Source organism: Rhodococcus koreensis (genome assembly GCF_900105905.1).
Classification (GTDB): Bacteria; Actinomycetota; Actinomycetes; order Mycobacteriales; family Mycobacteriaceae; genus Rhodococcus_F; species Rhodococcus_F koreensis.
In genome coordinates, this window is the sequence record NZ_FNSV01000005.1 from 3,465,971 (window position 1) to 3,481,542 (window position 15,572).

General features: G+C 68.7%; 15 protein-coding genes and 1 riboswitch. Of the genes, 10 read left to right on the forward strand and 5 right to left on the reverse strand.

Annotated features, from left to right (window positions below; translation table 11 throughout):
* Positions 1–16: 16 nt before the first annotated feature.
* Positions 17–1,312, reverse strand: coding sequence for an LLM class flavin-dependent oxidoreductase (locus tag BLV94_RS20285; RefSeq protein WP_072943093.1), 1,296 nt, complete (start codon positions 1,310–1,312; stop codon positions 17–19).
* Position 1,313: 1 nt separating this feature from the next.
* Positions 1,314–2,078 (reverse strand): 3-oxoacyl-ACP reductase, encoded by a 765-nt coding sequence (locus tag BLV94_RS20290; protein ID WP_072943172.1) that lies wholly within the window; start codon positions 2,076–2,078, stop codon positions 1,314–1,316.
* Positions 2,079–2,127: 49 nt separating this feature from the next.
* Positions 2,128–2,232: riboswitch (TPP riboswitch) on the reverse strand.
* 72 nt (positions 2,233–2,304) lie between these two features.
* Between BLV94_RS20290 and BLV94_RS20295 the strand changes: the two genes are divergently transcribed.
* Together BLV94_RS20295 and BLV94_RS20300 are read left to right on the forward strand one after the other, a co-directional pair.
* The gene (locus BLV94_RS20295) at positions 2,305–2,757 is read left to right on the forward strand and encodes a MarR family winged helix-turn-helix transcriptional regulator (RefSeq protein ID WP_072943171.1); all 453 of its coding nucleotides are present in this window, start codon (positions 2,305–2,307) and stop codon (positions 2,755–2,757) included.
* A gap of 2 nt (positions 2,758–2,759) precedes the next feature.
* Positions 2,760–3,182 carry an organic hydroperoxide resistance protein gene (locus BLV94_RS20300; RefSeq protein ID WP_072943091.1) on the forward strand — a complete coding sequence of 141 codons (423 nt, stop codon included), beginning with the start codon at positions 2,760–2,762 and terminating at the stop codon, positions 3,180–3,182.
* 21 nt (positions 3,183–3,203) lie between these two features.
* Here the strand turns inward: BLV94_RS20300 and BLV94_RS20305 are convergent, their stop codons facing one another.
* Both BLV94_RS20305 and BLV94_RS20310 read right to left on the reverse strand, forming a co-directional pair.
* Entirely contained in the window at positions 3,204–4,082 is an 879-nt protein-coding gene (locus BLV94_RS20305; protein WP_072943089.1) for an oxidoreductase, read from the reverse strand.
* A gap of 40 nt (positions 4,083–4,122) precedes the next feature.
* Entirely contained in the window at positions 4,123–6,210 is a 2,088-nt protein-coding gene (locus BLV94_RS20310; RefSeq protein ID WP_083395923.1) for a CocE/NonD family hydrolase, read from the reverse strand.
* Positions 6,211–6,306: 96 nt separating this feature from the next.
* Between BLV94_RS20310 and BLV94_RS20315 the strand changes: the two genes are divergently transcribed.
* Genes BLV94_RS20315 through BLV94_RS20325 form a run of 3 tightly spaced genes read left to right on the forward strand, consistent with a single transcriptional unit; the run spans position 6,307 to position 9,712 of the window.
* Complete coding sequence (locus BLV94_RS20315; RefSeq protein ID WP_072943167.1) at positions 6,307–7,206, forward strand: pseudouridine synthase; 900 nt, start codon at positions 6,307–6,309, stop codon at positions 7,204–7,206.
* A 45-nt stretch (positions 7,207–7,251) separates the two neighbouring features.
* Complete coding sequence (locus BLV94_RS20320) at positions 7,252–8,787, forward strand: CYTH and CHAD domain-containing protein (RefSeq protein ID WP_072943087.1); 1,536 nt, start codon at positions 7,252–7,254, stop codon at positions 8,785–8,787.
* A 46-nt stretch (positions 8,788–8,833) separates the two neighbouring features.
* A complete protein-coding gene (locus BLV94_RS20325) occupies positions 8,834–9,712 on the forward strand; it encodes a universal stress protein (protein ID WP_072943085.1) in 879 nt (292 codons plus the stop codon).
* An 11-nt stretch (positions 9,713–9,723) separates the two neighbouring features.
* Here BLV94_RS20325 and BLV94_RS20330 read toward each other — a convergent pair whose 3' ends face one another.
* On the reverse strand, positions 9,724–10,461 hold the full coding sequence (locus tag BLV94_RS20330) for a VIT1/CCC1 transporter family protein (RefSeq protein WP_072943083.1): 738 nt from the start codon (positions 10,459–10,461) through the stop codon (positions 9,724–9,726).
* A gap of 139 nt (positions 10,462–10,600) precedes the next feature.
* Between BLV94_RS20330 and BLV94_RS20335 the strand changes: the two genes are divergently transcribed.
* The 5 genes from BLV94_RS20335 to BLV94_RS20355 all read left to right on the forward strand — a co-directional run bounded on the left by BLV94_RS20335 (position 10,601) and on the right by BLV94_RS20355 (position 15,572).
* Positions 10,601–11,383: an SDR family NAD(P)-dependent oxidoreductase gene (locus BLV94_RS20335; RefSeq protein WP_072943082.1), complete on the forward strand. Its 783-nt coding sequence runs from the start codon at positions 10,601–10,603 to the stop codon at positions 11,381–11,383.
* A 26-nt stretch (positions 11,384–11,409) separates the two neighbouring features.
* On the forward strand, positions 11,410–12,468 hold the full coding sequence (locus BLV94_RS20340) for a lysylphosphatidylglycerol synthase transmembrane domain-containing protein (protein WP_072943080.1): 1,059 nt from the start codon (positions 11,410–11,412) through the stop codon (positions 12,466–12,468).
* A gap of 62 nt (positions 12,469–12,530) precedes the next feature.
* Positions 12,531–13,355, forward strand: coding sequence for an SDR family NAD(P)-dependent oxidoreductase (locus tag BLV94_RS20345; RefSeq protein WP_072943079.1), 825 nt, complete (start codon positions 12,531–12,533; stop codon positions 13,353–13,355).
* A 119-nt stretch (positions 13,356–13,474) separates the two neighbouring features.
* Entirely contained in the window at positions 13,475–14,692 is a 1,218-nt protein-coding gene (locus tag BLV94_RS20350) for an ABC transporter substrate-binding protein (protein WP_072943077.1), read from the forward strand.
* Positions 14,693–14,714: 22 nt separating this feature from the next.
* Complete coding sequence (locus BLV94_RS20355) at positions 14,715–15,572, forward strand: branched-chain amino acid ABC transporter permease (RefSeq protein WP_072943076.1); 858 nt, start codon at positions 14,715–14,717, stop codon at positions 15,570–15,572.

A 15,572-nucleotide genomic window follows, 5' to 3' on the forward strand; every position in this document is an offset into this window, starting at 1 on the left:
TTCTTTGTGGTGGCAACTACCGGCGACCCCGGAGATGGTCGCGCAGGGTCGCTGTCTCATACTCCGCGCGGAACAGCCCACGCCTCTGCAGGACGGGGACGACCTCGTCGACGAAGTCCGCGAGCCCGTTCGGGTAGAGCGGCGGCATCAGGTTGAAGCCGTCGGCGCCGCCGCCGCGGAACCACACCTCGATCTCGTCGGCGATCGATTCCGGGGTGCCGATCATGGTGCAGTGCCCGCCGCCTGCCGCCAGCGTGCCCAGCAGCGACCGCACGGTGGGACGGTCCTTCTCGATGATCCGCAGGATCGTGTCGTACCGCCCCTGCGGTCCGGTGAACTCCGACAGCGGTGGCAGCGCCGGAACGGGTGCGTCCAGTTCCCATGCGCTGCAGTCCTGCTGGACGAACATCGACAACTGCGCCAGCGACTGTTCGACGGGCAGGAGCGCGTCGAGTTCCGCCTTCTTCCGGCGCGCCTCCTCGGCGGTCGAGCCCACGTAGGTGACGAGACCGGGCATCACGGTCACCGCGTCGGCGTCGCGGCCCGCGGCGCGGATGCGACGCTTCACGTCGCCGTAGTAACTCTGCGCGGCCGTGAGGTCGTAGGCGACTGCGTAGATGCCCTCGGCGCACCGGGCGGCCAGGTCGCGGCCCTGGTCGGACGCGCCCGCCTGGAACAGCACGGGGCGCCCCTGCGGCGAGTGCGGCACGGTCAACGGGCCGTCGACGAGGAAATGCTTGCCCCGATGCCCGATCGGGTTCACCTTGGCCGGATCCGCGAAGATGCCCTCCCGGTCGAGGACGAGCGCGTCGGGCTCCCACGAATCCCACAGCGCGAGTGCCACGTCGACGAATTCCGCGGCCCGCGAGTAGCGGTCGTCGTGCGGCGGCATCTCCTCGAGACCGTGATTGCGGGCCTCGGCGTCGAACATCGACGTCACCACGTTCCAGCCGACGCGACCGCCGCTGATGTGATCGAGCGACGCCAGCATCCGCGCGGCGTGGAACGGGGTGTAGAAGGTGGTGGACACGGTCGTCACGAGACCGACCCGCTCGGTTGCCCGTGCCATCGCGGACAGCGCGGTGAGCGGTTCGAGGAACCACATGCCCCCGGACGCGGGGTCGCGCACCGAATGCCCGTCGGCGAAGAACACCGCGTCGAGGCAGCCCCGCTCCGCGGTCTGCGCCAGTTCCTCGTAGTAGGCGATGTCGCTGAGCCGCTCCACCTGCGAGGAGGGGTGCCGCCATGCGGCGCCGTGGTGCCCGCAGCCGAACAGGAACGCGTTGAAGTGCAGTTGCCGGGCGTCGCTCATGTCAGTCCTTGACCAGTCCGCCGTCGACGACGAGGTTCTGGCCGGTCACCGAACGCGACCACGGGGACGCGAAGAACAGGACCGCGTCGGCGAACTCGTCCGGGGTGGTGACCCGCTGCAGCGGAGTGCTCGCCGCGATGAGGTCGAACACCTCGTCGGGGGTGGCGGCGCTCGCGTCGGTGGTGCGGAGCAACCCGCCCGAGACCATGTTGACGGTGATGCCGTCGGGTCCGAGGTCGGCGGCGAGCGTGCGGGTCAGCGACAGTGCCGCGGCCTTGGCGGCCGTGTAGTCGTGGTACGGGACGACGGGGTTCTGGAACAGGTTGGTCCCGATGTTCACGATGCGGCCGAACCCGAGCGCGCGCATGCCCGGCAGCGCGGCCTGCGTGGTGTTCAGGGTCGCCTGCACGCTGCCGCGCAATTGCGAGTCGAAGGCCTCCCACGTGATGACGTCCGCCTTCTCGCGTGCGTCGCCGTTGAAGGAGAAGTCGGCGAGGGCGTTGTTGATCACGGTGGTCACCGGCGATCCGAAGTGCTCTTCCGCGGCGGCGAACAGTGCCGCCACCTGCGCGGCATCGGTGACATCGGCCCCGAGGGCGACCGCGCGGTCCGCACCGAGGGATGCCGCGAGTTCCTCCGCCGCATCCCGGCTGTTGCGGTAGTTCACGACCACCCGCGCGTCCTGCGCCGCGAACGAGCGCACGATGGCGGAACCGAGTCCCCGGCCACCGCCGGTCACCAGGACGATCTGCTTGTCGAGCTGCATTGCTGTCACCTTCCGTTCGGTCGGCGACGAGACATCGGATGAGCGCATACGGCCGTCTCCGCGACATCCCTTCGCCGGCATTACCCAGTTCAGGTTCGACGGGTGTCTTCTCAGCCGCCCGGATCTTCGCCGGGCAGCACCCCGTGTCACTGGCCAACAGTGTAGGGCAACCACCGGTATCGACCTTTTGGTTGTGCACAACCTAGTTGTGTGCAACTATTCATGGGTGACCGACAACCTCGCCCTCGACCGCCAGGTGTGCTTCGCGCTGTACTCGGCCTCCCGGGCGATGACGGCGAGATACCGGTCGATGCTCGACTCGCTGGGAGTGACCTACCCGCAGTACCTCGTGCTGCTGGTGCTCTGGGAACAGGACGGCCGCGGGGTGCGTGAGATCTGCGACGCCCTCGATCTCGACACCGGAACCCTGTCGCCACTGCTCAAGCGGCTCGACGCGCTGGGCCTGGTCGAACGAAGGCGTTCGTCGGCCGACGAACGCCGGGTCGGGATCCACCTCACCGAGAAGGGCGCGGGCCTCCGCACCGCCGCGGAGGGCATCCCCACCGAACTCGCCCGCTCCACGGGCATGGGCGTCGGCGAACTCGTCGCCCTGCGCGACACCCTGTCGCGCCTCACCGAATCGCTCCACAGTTTCGAAACCCCTACAGGAGAGAAGTAACCATGAAGATCGTCTACACCGCCGAAGCCCTCGCAACCGGGGAAGGCCGCAACGGCCACGCCCGCACGTCCGACGGCCGGCTCGACCTGAACCTCGCCATCCCCACCGAGATGGGCGGGTCCGGCGACGGCACCAACCCCGAGCAGCTGTTCGCCGCCGGATACGCGGCCTGCTTCCACTCCGCGCTCCAGCTCGTCGGCCGTCAGGCCGGGGCCAACATCGCCGACTCGGCCGTCGGCGCCCGCGTCGGGATCGGTTCCACGGACGGCGGCGGATTCGGCCTCGCCGTCACCCTCGAGGTGTCCCTCCCCCACCTGCCGCGCGCGGAGGCACTCGAACTGACGGAGAAGGCACATCAGGTGTGCCCGTACTCCAACGCCACCCGCGGCAACGTCGACGTCACCCTCGAGGTCACCGAAGACTGAGCATCCTGCGCGGGCGTCGGGTCACCCGAACCTGTACTCGACGCCCGTCAGGTCCTCCGACAGCGACCACAGCCCCTTCGCGGTCTGCTCGTCCCGCGACTTCTTGTTGGAGCCCACCACCTTCGGGTGGCCACGCTGCTCGAACAGGCCGTCCGGCCCGATGTAACTTCCGCCGATCACGCCGGGGGCGGTGGCCGCGAACAACATCGGCAGCGCCCCCATCTCCGCCGACTGCGCGAAGATCCGGTTGCCGACCGCCATCAGCTTGTCCTGCACCGACTCGGTGTGCGCCTGCAGATTGGTCGACGCGTAGCCGGGGTGCGCGGCCACCGCTGTGACGGGAGACCCCGCCGCGGCGAGCCTGCGCTGCAATTCGTACGTGAACAGCAGATTCGCGAGTTTCGACTGCCCGTACGCGCTCCAGCGGTTGTACTTGCGGTGTTCCCAGTTGAGATCGTCGAGATGTATCGTTCCCGCCTGATGTGCCGCACTCGACATCGTGGCGACCCGATCGGTGATCTTGCCGAGCAGCAGTCCGGTCAACGCGAAATGCCCGAGATGATTTGTGCCGATCTGCATTTCGAATCCGTCGGCCGTCTTTCGCTGCGGAACCGCCATCACCCCGGCGTTGTTCACGAGCACGTCGACGGAATCGACGCCGGCGGCGAACTCGCGCACCGACGCGAGGTCGGACAGGTCGAGACGGCGCACCTCGGCGTTGTCGCCGATCGACCGCGCGACCACCTCACCCTTGTGGGTGTTGCGGCAGGCCAGCACGACGTGGGCTCCCGCCTTGGCCAGGGCCCGCGCGGCCACCTCCCCCAGACCACTGTTGGCGCCCGTGACGACGAACGTACGGCCGCTCTGATCGACGATGTCCGAAGCTGTCCACTTGGTCATGCCGTCAACCCTACGGATCTCGGGACGCGTCGTGAACCCGTCACCACGTCTGCGCCCCGACCAGCGGCAGATTGAGGAAGCTCGGCCGGTCCGGCGACAACGCCACGTGCTGCGGCTTCAGCTGACTGTCGGCCAGAATCGGTCCGAGCGGCAGATACCGGGGAACGCTGCCCGCGTACACGTCGACGCGCAACCGGTGCCCCGGCGCGAGGACCGCGTCCGTGGGCACGAAGTTGATGTCGACCGGCGTCACTTCACCCGGAACCAGGGGCTGCCGCGCGGCCACCGTCAGAGAGTGGTGCGGTTCGGTGTAGTCGCCGTTCGCCGACTTGGTGCTCTTCGAATCGTCCACCGCCCGCATCGAAGCGGTGAGCGCACCGTTGGTGAGCGGGGTCGACGTGCCGTCCGGTGCGACGTCGTTCAGCGTCGCCGCCCAGAATCCGTCCGGCGCGTCCAGCACGGTTTCGAGGTGCAGGTTGACCGGACCCGACAGTTCCGTCGGCTGCGTGACGGGGGCACTGGTGAACGTCAGGCCCTCGGCCTCGTTGAAGCGGGAGTCCTTGCTGCACACCGATCCGAAGACGACGGCCGCGCCGGCGGTGCCCTGCGTTCCGTCGCGGGAGCAGAGCCCGCGGAGTCCGGGTGCGACGGTGAGTTGCGCCGCGTCGCCGGGTTTCGCCGGCACCAGGCTGCCGTCGTGGGCGGCGTGCCCGGCGGTGCCGCTGGGGGCACCCGACAGGTACATCCGCTGGTAGTCGACACCGGCCCGCGGGAACTGATCGGTGGTGGTCCAGCCGTTGCCCTGCTGATACAGCGTGACCGGGCCGTACTCGTCGATGCCGTTGTCGATGCCCTTCAGCCACTTGTCGAACCACGCGCGTTCGAGGACGTCGAGTCGCGGCGGCGCACCCGGCTCGCCGAAGCCGCCCCCGAACGAAACGTGGTAGGCGTCGCTCATGATCAGCTGCTTCTCCCCGGCGGGCAGCGGAATGTCGTTGTAGACCCGCGGTTCGCTGTTCGCGAAGATGTCGTGCCAGGCGCCGTAGAGCATGGTCGGCACGTCGATGTTCCCCGCCTGCGCCTTCCGCTCCTCGTAGAACTGGCCGTCCTGCGCCACCCGCAGCGTGCCGGGGTCGAGATCGCCGATCTGCGTCGCGGTCATCGCCTGGATGAGTGCGGGGAACAGGGTCAGCGGATCGCGCAACCGGTCCTGCAACCACCGCTCGTCGAAGTTCCCCTGAGCCAGCGCCTGGACGTCGGGAACGAACTTGAGACCGTTGACGAGTGACAGCCACAGCGGCATGAATCCCACGCCGAGACCACCGCCCGTCCCGACGATGTCGCGGAGCAGGTCGTTGCCCGGTTCGGTGGGGAAGATCGCCTTCAACGCCGGTGGCCGATGCCCCGCGGCCTGCAGCGAGTTGATTCCCGAGTAGGACACGCCCGCCATCCCGACCTTGCCGTCGGACCACCCCTGCCTGCTCATCCAGTCGATGATCTCGACGGAGTCCTGCTGCTCGAGCGGACCGAGCGCCTGCCATTCGCCCTGGGAGAAGCCGGTGCCGCGCGCATCGACCACCACCTGGGTGTATCCGTTCCGGACGAGGTCGCGGTTGACGCCGAACACGCGCATGCCGCCGCCGGTGAGCACCTTCGCCAGTTCCCCGACGCCGTCGAGCGGCGTTCCGGCGAGATCGAAGGAGTTCACCAGATCGACGACCGTGTCCTCGAGCCCCGGCACCGCCAGCACGGAATCGACGAGGTTGCCGACCAGCTTCGTGTACGGCGTGACATTGAGGACCGACGGCATCTTCGTGTCGATCGGCGTGCCCGAGGCGTCCGCGGGGCGATAGACGTTGGCCTTCAACACCGTTCCGTCGGTCATCGTGATGGGGACGTCCCAGTCGATCGCGATCACCGGATATTTGGGGGGCGCGTCGACCACGGCGTTCCACGCGGCGCCCGCCACTCCCCCCGTCGGATCCGCCGACGCCGTCACCGCCGGAACGACAGCGAGACCCACCGCCACCGCAAGAGCAACTGCCACCGCACCCGGACGAAACGCCCGTCGACGCACGATCACCACGACCCCCGTGAAAATCCTCCGATGACGCGCCTCAGCGACCATCAGGGTGGCCCGCGTCACAAACTTACCGGATAGTAACCATGAGTCCCCCCGCGGTCAACGACGGGTTTTCCCAGCCACTCGACTACCGTGACGAACGTGCCCGACGCCCCACTTCCCGTCCGCGACGGCCTCAACCCGACGCGGCTGAGGATGCCGGACACCGGCACGTGGGCCACCGTGCTCGAATACCTCGTCGCACGCTTTCCGCACGACGAGACCCGCCTGCGCGAGAAGGTCGACACGGCCGAAGTCGTCGACGAGCGCGGGCAGCCGATCACCGAGTCCACGCCGTTCGCGCCCCGCCGATTCGTGTACCTGTACCGGGATCCGCCGGTCGAGAAGCGGGTGCCGTTCGAGATCGAGATCCTCCACCGCGACGAGAATCTCCTCGTCGTCGACAAACCCCACTTCCTGGCCAGCACCCCGCGCGGCGCGTACGTCGCCGAGTCGGCGCTGGTCCGGTTGCGCCGAGACCTCGACCTCCCGGAACTGACACCCGCGCACCGGCTCGACCGGTTGACCGCCGGGGTGCTCATCTTCACGGTGCGGCGCGAGGTCCGGCGCGACTACCAGTCGCTGTTCGATCAGCGCCGGGTGACCAAGGAGTACGAGGCCGTCGCCCGCTACGACCCCGATCTCCCGCTGCCCGCCACGGTCCGCAGTCGAATCGTCAAGGAACGCGGGGTCCTGAAGGCGTACGAGGTGGACGGTCCCGCCAACAGCGAGAGCCGGATCGAACTGCTCGAGGTCCACGGCGACGCGGCCCGGTACCGGCTGCTTCCGCACACCGGCAAGACGCACCAGTTGCGGGTGCACATGAGTTCGCTCGGCATCCCGATCCACGGCGACAACTTCTATCCCGATTTCTACGACGTTGCCGCCGACGACTATTCGACGCCGCTGCGGCTGCTGTCCCGTTCCGTCGAGTTCGTCGACCCCTGCTCCGGCGTCACACGACGCTTCGCGAGCCTCCGGAGCCTCGACTGGCCGCTGTGACCTCGGCTTCTTTCGCCCGGCCCGCTCAGCCGGAAGGATGGTGACATGAGTACCGCGACGTCCGTCTCCGAAGTGGAACGCAAGTACGAAGCGACATCCGAGCAGCAGCTCCCGGCGCTGTCGGGGCTTCCGGGCGTCGACGGTGAGCCGCGGCGCGACACCGTCCAGCTGTCCGCCCTGTACTACGACACGGGTGAACTGCTGTTGCTCCGCTCCGGAATCACGCTCCGCCGCCGGGAAGGCGGCGACGACGCCGGCTGGCATCTGAAGATCCCGGCAGGCGCGGACGAGCGGACCGAGCTGCAGCTGGCACCCGACCCCGAGCACCCCGAAACGGAGGTGCCCCGCGAGTTCGCGGAACTGCTCACGGCCTTCACCCGGGGCGCCGCCCTGAACCCGGTCGCGCTCATCAGCACCGACCGCGAGCGGCAACGGCTCGTGGACGCGGCGGGCACGACGCTCGCCGAGGTCGTGTCGGATGTCGTGATCGCCGCCGTACCCGAGACGGGCACCGGAACCGACGAGCGGGTGTGGCGGGAGATCGAAGTCGAACTCGCGGCCGGTGACCGAAAGCTGTTCGATGCCATAGACTCCCGGCTGACCGATGCCGGAATCACCCGCTCGGACGCGCCGTCCAAGTTGCGGCGGGCACTCGGCGACGCGGTGGGCGGCACCCCGGCCCCCGTGCGCGGGAAGAAGCGGTCCGCGCCGCGGACGCTGCTGCTGGAGTATCTGGCCGAGCAGAAGGATTCTCTCGTGACGGCCGACCTCGGCGTGCGGCGCGACCTCGAGGAGTCCGTCCACGACCTCCGGGTGTCGGCCCGGCGGATCCGGAGCATTCTCCAGGTGTACGGGTCCAGCCTGCGCGACCAGGAGACGGTCGACGAGTTGATCGCCGAACTCCGCTGGGTCGGCCAGGCCCTCGGCCCGGCGCGGGACACCGAGGTGCAGTGGAGCCGGCTCGTGGATCGGCTGGGTGACGCCGAGGAGATACCCGACCGCGAGGTCGTGCGGGCGCGTCTCGACGAATACTTCTCGGGACTCGCCGCGGCGGCCCGGCCCGGGGCGCTGGCCGCCCTGAACTCGCAGCGTTACCTCGACCTGCTCGCCGGGCTCGACACGTTCCTCGCCGCCGTCGAGTCGTCGGCGGGCTCGGGTCCGTCGAAGAAGACCGTCGCGAAAACCCTGCGCACGTTGTCGAAGTCCGTCCACGGGCGCGTGGGGAAGGCGGCGGCCGCGACCATCCGGGCCGAGCGCGACGAACTGACGCACCGAGCGCGTAAGCGCGCCAAACGATTGCGCTATGCGATCGAGTCGACGCGGTCACTGACACCGAAGGCGTCCGCCCGCGCGCAGAAGAAGTTCAAAGGCTTTCAGGACGTACTCGGCGACTACCAGGACGCCGTCGTCGCACGGGAGCACATCCTCGCGGCCGTCGCGGAGGATCAGCACTCCGCCGAGTCGAGCCTGGGCCTCGGAATGCTGCTGCAGCGTGAACTCGACCGCGGCGACGCACTGGCAGCCGATCTGAAACCGGAGTGGAAGAGCGCGAAGAAGGTGGCCCGAAAAGTCTGGAAGTAAGGCACAGTCGGGGAGTACCCACCAGCGTGAGCGAAGGGATCCGGACGTGAGCACACCCGCCAGTCATTCCGTCGTCGTCGGCCTGGACGGATCCGACGCCTCCACCGCCGCCGCCCTGTGGGGTGCCTCAGTCGCGTCGAAGTGGGGTGCCACGCTGTCGCTCGTGCACGCACTGCCGCAGGACGGTCCGCTGTACAGCCCGGCGGCGATCATGCTGGAATCGCAGTTCCTCAGTCAGCTGCGCGAGGACGGCGAAGCCATCATCGGGACGGCGAAGAGGCTGCTGGGGCCGAAGTTCCCCGGTCTCGAGATCGAGACGACCATCAGTCCCGGCCCGGCAGGCACCGCGCTGCTCGAGGCCGCCGACTGGGCGCGGTTGATCGTGCTCGGGTCCACGGGAGCGGGCGCGTTCCGTTCGGTGCTGGTCGGTTCGACGGCGCTGCACGTGGTCAACCGCGCGCCCTGCCCGGTGACCGTCCTCCGGGGCGAGGTCACCGCGCCGGACCAGCGTCCGGTGGTGGTCGGGGTCGACGGAAGCGACCTCAGCGGTGACGCGGTGGCCCACGCTTTCGAGTTCGCGTCGTTCTTCGAGGCGCCCCTGAGCGCCGTCCACACCTGGCAGGGCTCCCCCGGTGCGGGCGGCACCGGCCTGCTCGTCGACTGGGATGCCGTGCAGCAGGAGGAGCAGGCCCTGCTCTCCGAGGGCCTCGCGGGCGAGGCGGAACGATACCCGGACGTGTCCGTGACCAGGGTGGCCGAGCAGGGCGCCGCCGCGGACGTCATCCTGCGGCACTCGGCCGACGCCCAGCTGATCGTCGTCGGCAGCCACGGCCGGGGACCGCTGCTCGGCGCGCTGATGGGCTCGACGAGTCAGAATCTGCTCCACCACGCCACCTGCCCGGTCATGATCTGCCGGAACGAGTGACGGTCGCGAGGCTAGGAGATGCTCGTCCCCACCAGCTGACCGATCCCGTAGGTGACGATCATCGCGAGCGCCCCACCCAGCACGACGCGGAGTACCGCCCTGGTGCGCCGGGCGCCGCCGAGGGCCGCGCTGACGGTGCCCGTGAGGACGAGCGCGACCAGCACTGCGACGAACGCCACCGGAATCCGCAGGTGCACAGGCGGTAAGAGGATCGCGAGCAGCGGGACGAATGCGCCGAGCGTGAACGAGAGCGCCGAGGATCCCGCAGCCTGCCAGGGGTTGGTCAGATCGTTCGGATCGATGCCCAGTTCGACGTCCACGTGGGCGGCGAACGCATCGTGATCGGTGAGTTCGCGGGCGACCGTCCGGGCGGTCTCGTCCCGCAGCCCCTTGTCCTCGTACATCTCGACGAGTTCCTCGAACTCGGCGTCGGGGGTCTCGGCGAGTTCGCGACGCTCCTTCGACAGCAGCGCACGTTCGGTGTCACGCTGGGTGCTCACCGAGACGTACTCGCCGAGCGCCATCGACACCGCCCCGGCCGCGAGACCGGCGAATCCGGCGGTGAAGATCGCCGATCGCTCGGTGGTGGCCGCCGCCACCCCGACCACCAGACCGGCCGTCGACACGATGCCGTCGTTGGCGCCGAGGACACCGGCCCGCAACCAGTTGAGGCGGCTCGCCAGACTGGGTGCGTGCGGCTCGTCGGGGTGCCGCGAGGGCTCGGCCCGCTCGGCGTTCTGCGCTGACATGCGTTCAGGCTAAGACGAAAAGGCCTGGTCGGATAGCCAGGCAAGGCTGCGCTCGGCTTCGGTGCACGGTTCCCCGCACACCGAAACCAAGCAGTTGCTAGGTTAGGGACGCGATTCCCTCACACGCTTGGAGTTCCTCATGGCGACACCCGCCACCAGCACCCCTCGAAATCGCTGCGCCGCACTGGTCACGGGCGGCACCGGCGGCATCGGCTCCGCCATCGCACGGCAACTCGCGACCCTCGGCCACGACGTGGCCATCACCTACCGGTCCAATGCCGACGTCGCCGCGGACCTCGTCGGCGAACTGGAAGGCAGCGGCGTCGCCGCACAGGCGTTCTCCGCCGACCTCACGGACCAGCCGCGCGTCGCGAGCGTCGTGAAGCAGACCGTCGAACACTTCGGCGGCCTCGGCATCCTGGTCCACGCCGCCGGACCGCACGTCCCGATGATCCACCTGTCCGAGGTCGCTCCCCGGGACTACGCCGAACACCTCGAGCAGGAGGCGGTCGCGTTCTTCACCGTCGTCAAGGCCGCCCTGCCCGCGCTGCGGGACGCCTCCGGTTGCGTCGTCGCCGTCACGACCGCGGCCACCAGCCGCTTCCCGGTGCGCGACGGCCTTTCCCCGGGAACCAAGGGCGCGATCGAACAACTGGTCAAGGGATTCGCCGCCGAGGAAGGCCGCTACGGCGTCCGCTTCAACTCGGTGGGCCCGGGGATGCTCACCGACGGCATGGCCGAGCGGCTGATCACCTCCGAAGAACTCGATCAACGCGCACTCGACGCCGCAATGAGCCGGATACCGCTACGCCGGTTCGGCACCGCCGCCGACGTCGCCGAGGCCGTCTGCTTCCTCGCGGGCGACCGGGCCGGTTTCGTCACCGGGCAGAAGCTCGACGTCGACGGCGGATACACGGTCTGATCACCCGCCATGTGTAATGGACGCGTATGACTGACGCCGAAGACACCCGCCCGACGCCCCGCAGGCGTCGTGTCGAATGGGTGATCGGCGGCCTGCTCGTCGTGGTGCTCGCGGTGGAGATCGTCCTGATCTGGCCGGACCTGTCCGAGAGCGTCCAGAACCTCGGCGACCTGAAATGGGGTTGGGTGGCCGCGGCCGTCGTGGCGTCGCTGGCGTCGGTGTCGAGCTTCGCCCGGGTGCAGCGCTGCCTGCTGGGGGTCGCGGGTGTGCACATCAGGCAGCGGCAGTCGCTGGCGGTGACGTTCGCGTCCAACTCGATGAGCGTGACGCTGCCGGGCGGCCCGGTGCTCGCGACGACGTTCACGTACCGGCAGACGCGGCTCTGGGGTGCGTCGCCCGTGATCGCGACGTGGCAACTGGTGATGGCCGGCGTCCTTCAGGCGATCGGCCTGGCGCTCGTCGGACTCGCGGGCGCACTGCTCGTCGGAGCCAAGACCAACCCGTTCTCGCTGATCTTCACGTTCGGCGGCCTGTGCGCCTTCCTCGTCGTGGCCCAGTACGCCGCGTCACGACCCGACGCACTCGAGGGCGTGGGCATCACCGCGCTGCGCGGCGTCAACGCGCTGCGAAAGAAGCCTCCGCTGACCGGGGTTCGCCAGTGGAAGCACATCGTCGACCAGATGAGCGCCGTCCGGATGGATCGCCGCGACACGGCCCGCGCGTTCGGGTGGTCGCTGTTCAACTGGATCGCAGACGCCTCGTGCCTCGCGTTCGCGTGCTACGCGGTCGGCGCCCATCCCGGATTCGCCGGGCTCGCCGTCGCGTACGCGGCGGGCAACGCCGCGGGTTCGGCCATCCCACTCCTGCCCGCCGGGCTCGGTGTCATGGACGCCGTGCTGGTGCCCGCCCTGACCGCCAGCGGAATGGCCGGCTCCGAAGCGGTGTCCGCGATCGTCGTCTACCGGCTGGTCAGCTTCCTGCTGATGGCCGCCATCGGCTGGATCGTCTTCGCGGTGCGCTTCCGGGGTGCGCAACAGGGCGAGGAGGGCCCCGACCTCGAACCACTGTGGGGTCGCGGCACGTGAATCCCTCCCGCTGAGCGAGAGGGCCGGGCCGAGGCCGCCGTCGACGGTCCTACCGTCGAGCCGTGACGGAACCGGAATCAGATGAGAAGCAGGTTGTCGTCGTCACCGGCGCGGCCTCGGGAATCGGTGCGGGGATCGCCCGGCATGCGCACGCCCGCGGCATGGCCGTGGTGCTCGCCGACATCGACGCGGCCGCACTGGACCGTGCGTCCGCGGACCTGGGCGGCGCCCTCACCTGCGTCACCGACGTGTCCGACTCCCGATCCGTCCACGCCCTGGCCGAACTCGCGTTCGACTCGTTCGGCCGGGTGGACCTGCTCTTCAACAACGCCGGCATCATGCGGGCCGGATTCCTCTGGCAACTCGGCGAATCCGACTGGGACGCCGCACTCGGCGTCAACATCACGGGCGTCGTCAACGGAATCCGCGCGTTCGTTCCGCGGATGCTCGATCAGGGCGGCGCCGGCCGCGTCGTCAACACGGCGTCGGTCGGCGGTTTCGCGCCCGGTCCGATGATGTCGCCGTACAGCGCATCGAAATTCGCGGTCGTCGCGATCACCGAATGCCTGCAGATGGAGTTGAGCATGATCGACGCCCCGGTGTCCGCGAGCGTGCTCGCACCCGGGCCCGTCGTCACATCCGTGTTCGACAACCCGTTCGGGACCGTCTCCCATCCGGCCGTCGATCGGATGGTCACGCAGATGCGCGAATTGCTCGACACCGACGGACTCGACGCAGACACGTTCGCGGAGTTGGTCTTCGCGGGCATCGACCGCGGCGACTTCTGGCTCGCACCGCAGGGTGAGCACCTCGACACGATGGTCCGGCAGCACACCGCCACCATCCTCGAACGGCGAGAACCGGTGATCCGGCAGTCGTTTCGCTGAGTTCGGCACGTTCCGGGCGAAATCCTCCCGCCGAGTGAGACATTCCGCGGACATCGACCGTTAGTTCTGCTACCTTTTGCCGAACCAAGCACTTGCTTGCTTACGTTAAAGGGGCGCCCATGCGAATTCGATCCTCAGCTCTCACAGCGGCGCTCGCCGCGACCGCACTCGCGCTCACCGGGTGTTCCGGGGCGGGCGCAGACGACGCCGACGCCGCCGGCGGCCCCTACCGGGTGCTCGTGACCGGCGGAATCAGCGGGCAGGGCGCGCTCGCCGCGAACGCGCAGACGTCCGTGCTCGCGGCGAAGGCGAGCGCCGAGGCCGTGAACCGAGCAGGCGGCGTCGGCGGACGCCAAGTGGAGATCACCGTCGTCGATGACGCCGGCGACGCCACCACGGCCGTGTCCAAACTGCGGGAGGCCATCGCATCGGGAAAGAAGCCCGACCTTTTCCTCAATTCCGGTCCGTCGACCATCACCACCGCGACACTGCCGATCCTCGCGCAGAACAAGATCCTCTCGTTCAACATCGGACCCACCGAGGATTCGGCGAATCCGGAGAAGTACCCGCTCAACTTCGACCTCGCCTCGGGACCGGCCGAGAATGCCGAGACCATCGCGCGATACATCAAGGGCAAGGGATACCAGTCCGTCGGCGTCGTCCACGGGAGTAGTGCCTACGGCGAAGTGTTCGGACAGGCGATGGAAGACGCGCTGAGCGAAGCGGGGGTGAGCAGCACCGGATCCGAGGAGTACGACACCGCGGCACTCGACATGACGGCACAACTGCAATCGCTCAAGAACCGGGGCACGCAGGCGCTCGTCGTGGACGCCTACGGGGCACCACTCGGATACCTCCTCGCGAGCCTTCAGCGGCTCGACTGGAACATCCCGCTCGTCGGAAACACGTCGGTCGCGGGAACGTCGCTGGTCTCGAAGGCTGCACCGGAAGGCGTGCTCGGCACTCCGGCCACGGCGAACCTGGTCATGCACGTGCTGTCGAGCACGGTCTACGACGCGAACGACACCGCCGTCAACACGATGGTCGACAACATGAAGGCGATGGGCGACATCCCGTCGACGCTGATCCTCGCCGACAATTACGACGCACTGCCCCTCGTCGTGGCCGCCGCAAACAAGGCCGGCTCCTCGTCCGATCCCGAAGCCCTCGCCGAGGCGCTCGAGAACCAGGAAGTCCTCGACGGCGCCGAGACCGCGTTTTCGCCGTCCTATCACTTCTCGGCAGACTCGCACGCGTCGAAACCGGGAGACGAAGCGTACAAGTTCGTGCCGCCGAGCCCACTCCTGAACGGCCAGTACGGAAACCCGAGCGCGTGACACCCACCCACAGGAGATATCGGTGACCATAGTCTGGTCTGGCCTCGCGCTCGGGGCGGTCTACACGCTCGTCGCGATCGGCTACAACATCGTCTTCATCTCGTCCCACACGTTCAACTTCGCTCAGGCCCAGCTGATGATGGTCGGCACCTTCGTCGCCTACACCGGCCTGGTCACCCTGAAGTTGCCCATCCTCGTCGTCGCGGTGACGGCCACGGTCGCCGTGATGATCCTGGCCGGGATCGAGGAGATCGTCGCGGTCCGGCCGGTCCGTGATCACCAGAATCAGCTCGTCACCACGCTCGGCGCCGCGACGTTGATCAACGGTGCGACGCAGCTGATCTGGGGAAGCGAACCGCTCACCGTCCCGTTCTTCGGTTCGAACGACCCGATCACGGTCCTCGGCGGCCGCACGTATCCGGTCGAGATCGTGCTGCTGATTCTGGCGGTCGTGCTGGTGGTCGTCCTCGGCCGGGTCGGCACCCGGACCCTGACCGGTCTCGCCCTCCTGGGCATCTCCGAGGACCGCGAAGCCGCCCTGTTGCGCGGTGTCAACGTCCGGGCGCTGGCCCTCGGTGCGTTCGCCTTCTCCGGAGCGCTCGCCGGTTTCCTCGGGCTCTTCGTGGGTCCCAAGACGTTCGCGGTGGCCACCCTCGGTTCGGCGCTGGCGATCAAGGGCTTCGTCGCCCTGGCCATCGGCGGATTCGGCTCGCTCCCCGGCGCATTGGTCGGCGGCCTGACCGTCGGACTCGTCGAGTCGTTCGTCGCTCTCGACCTGGGCAGCCAGTACAGCAACATCGCGGTCTTCGTCGTCCTCATCGCGATCCTCATGGTGCGTCCGGCCGGACTGTTCGGCCGGACGCGGGAACGGGTGGTGTAA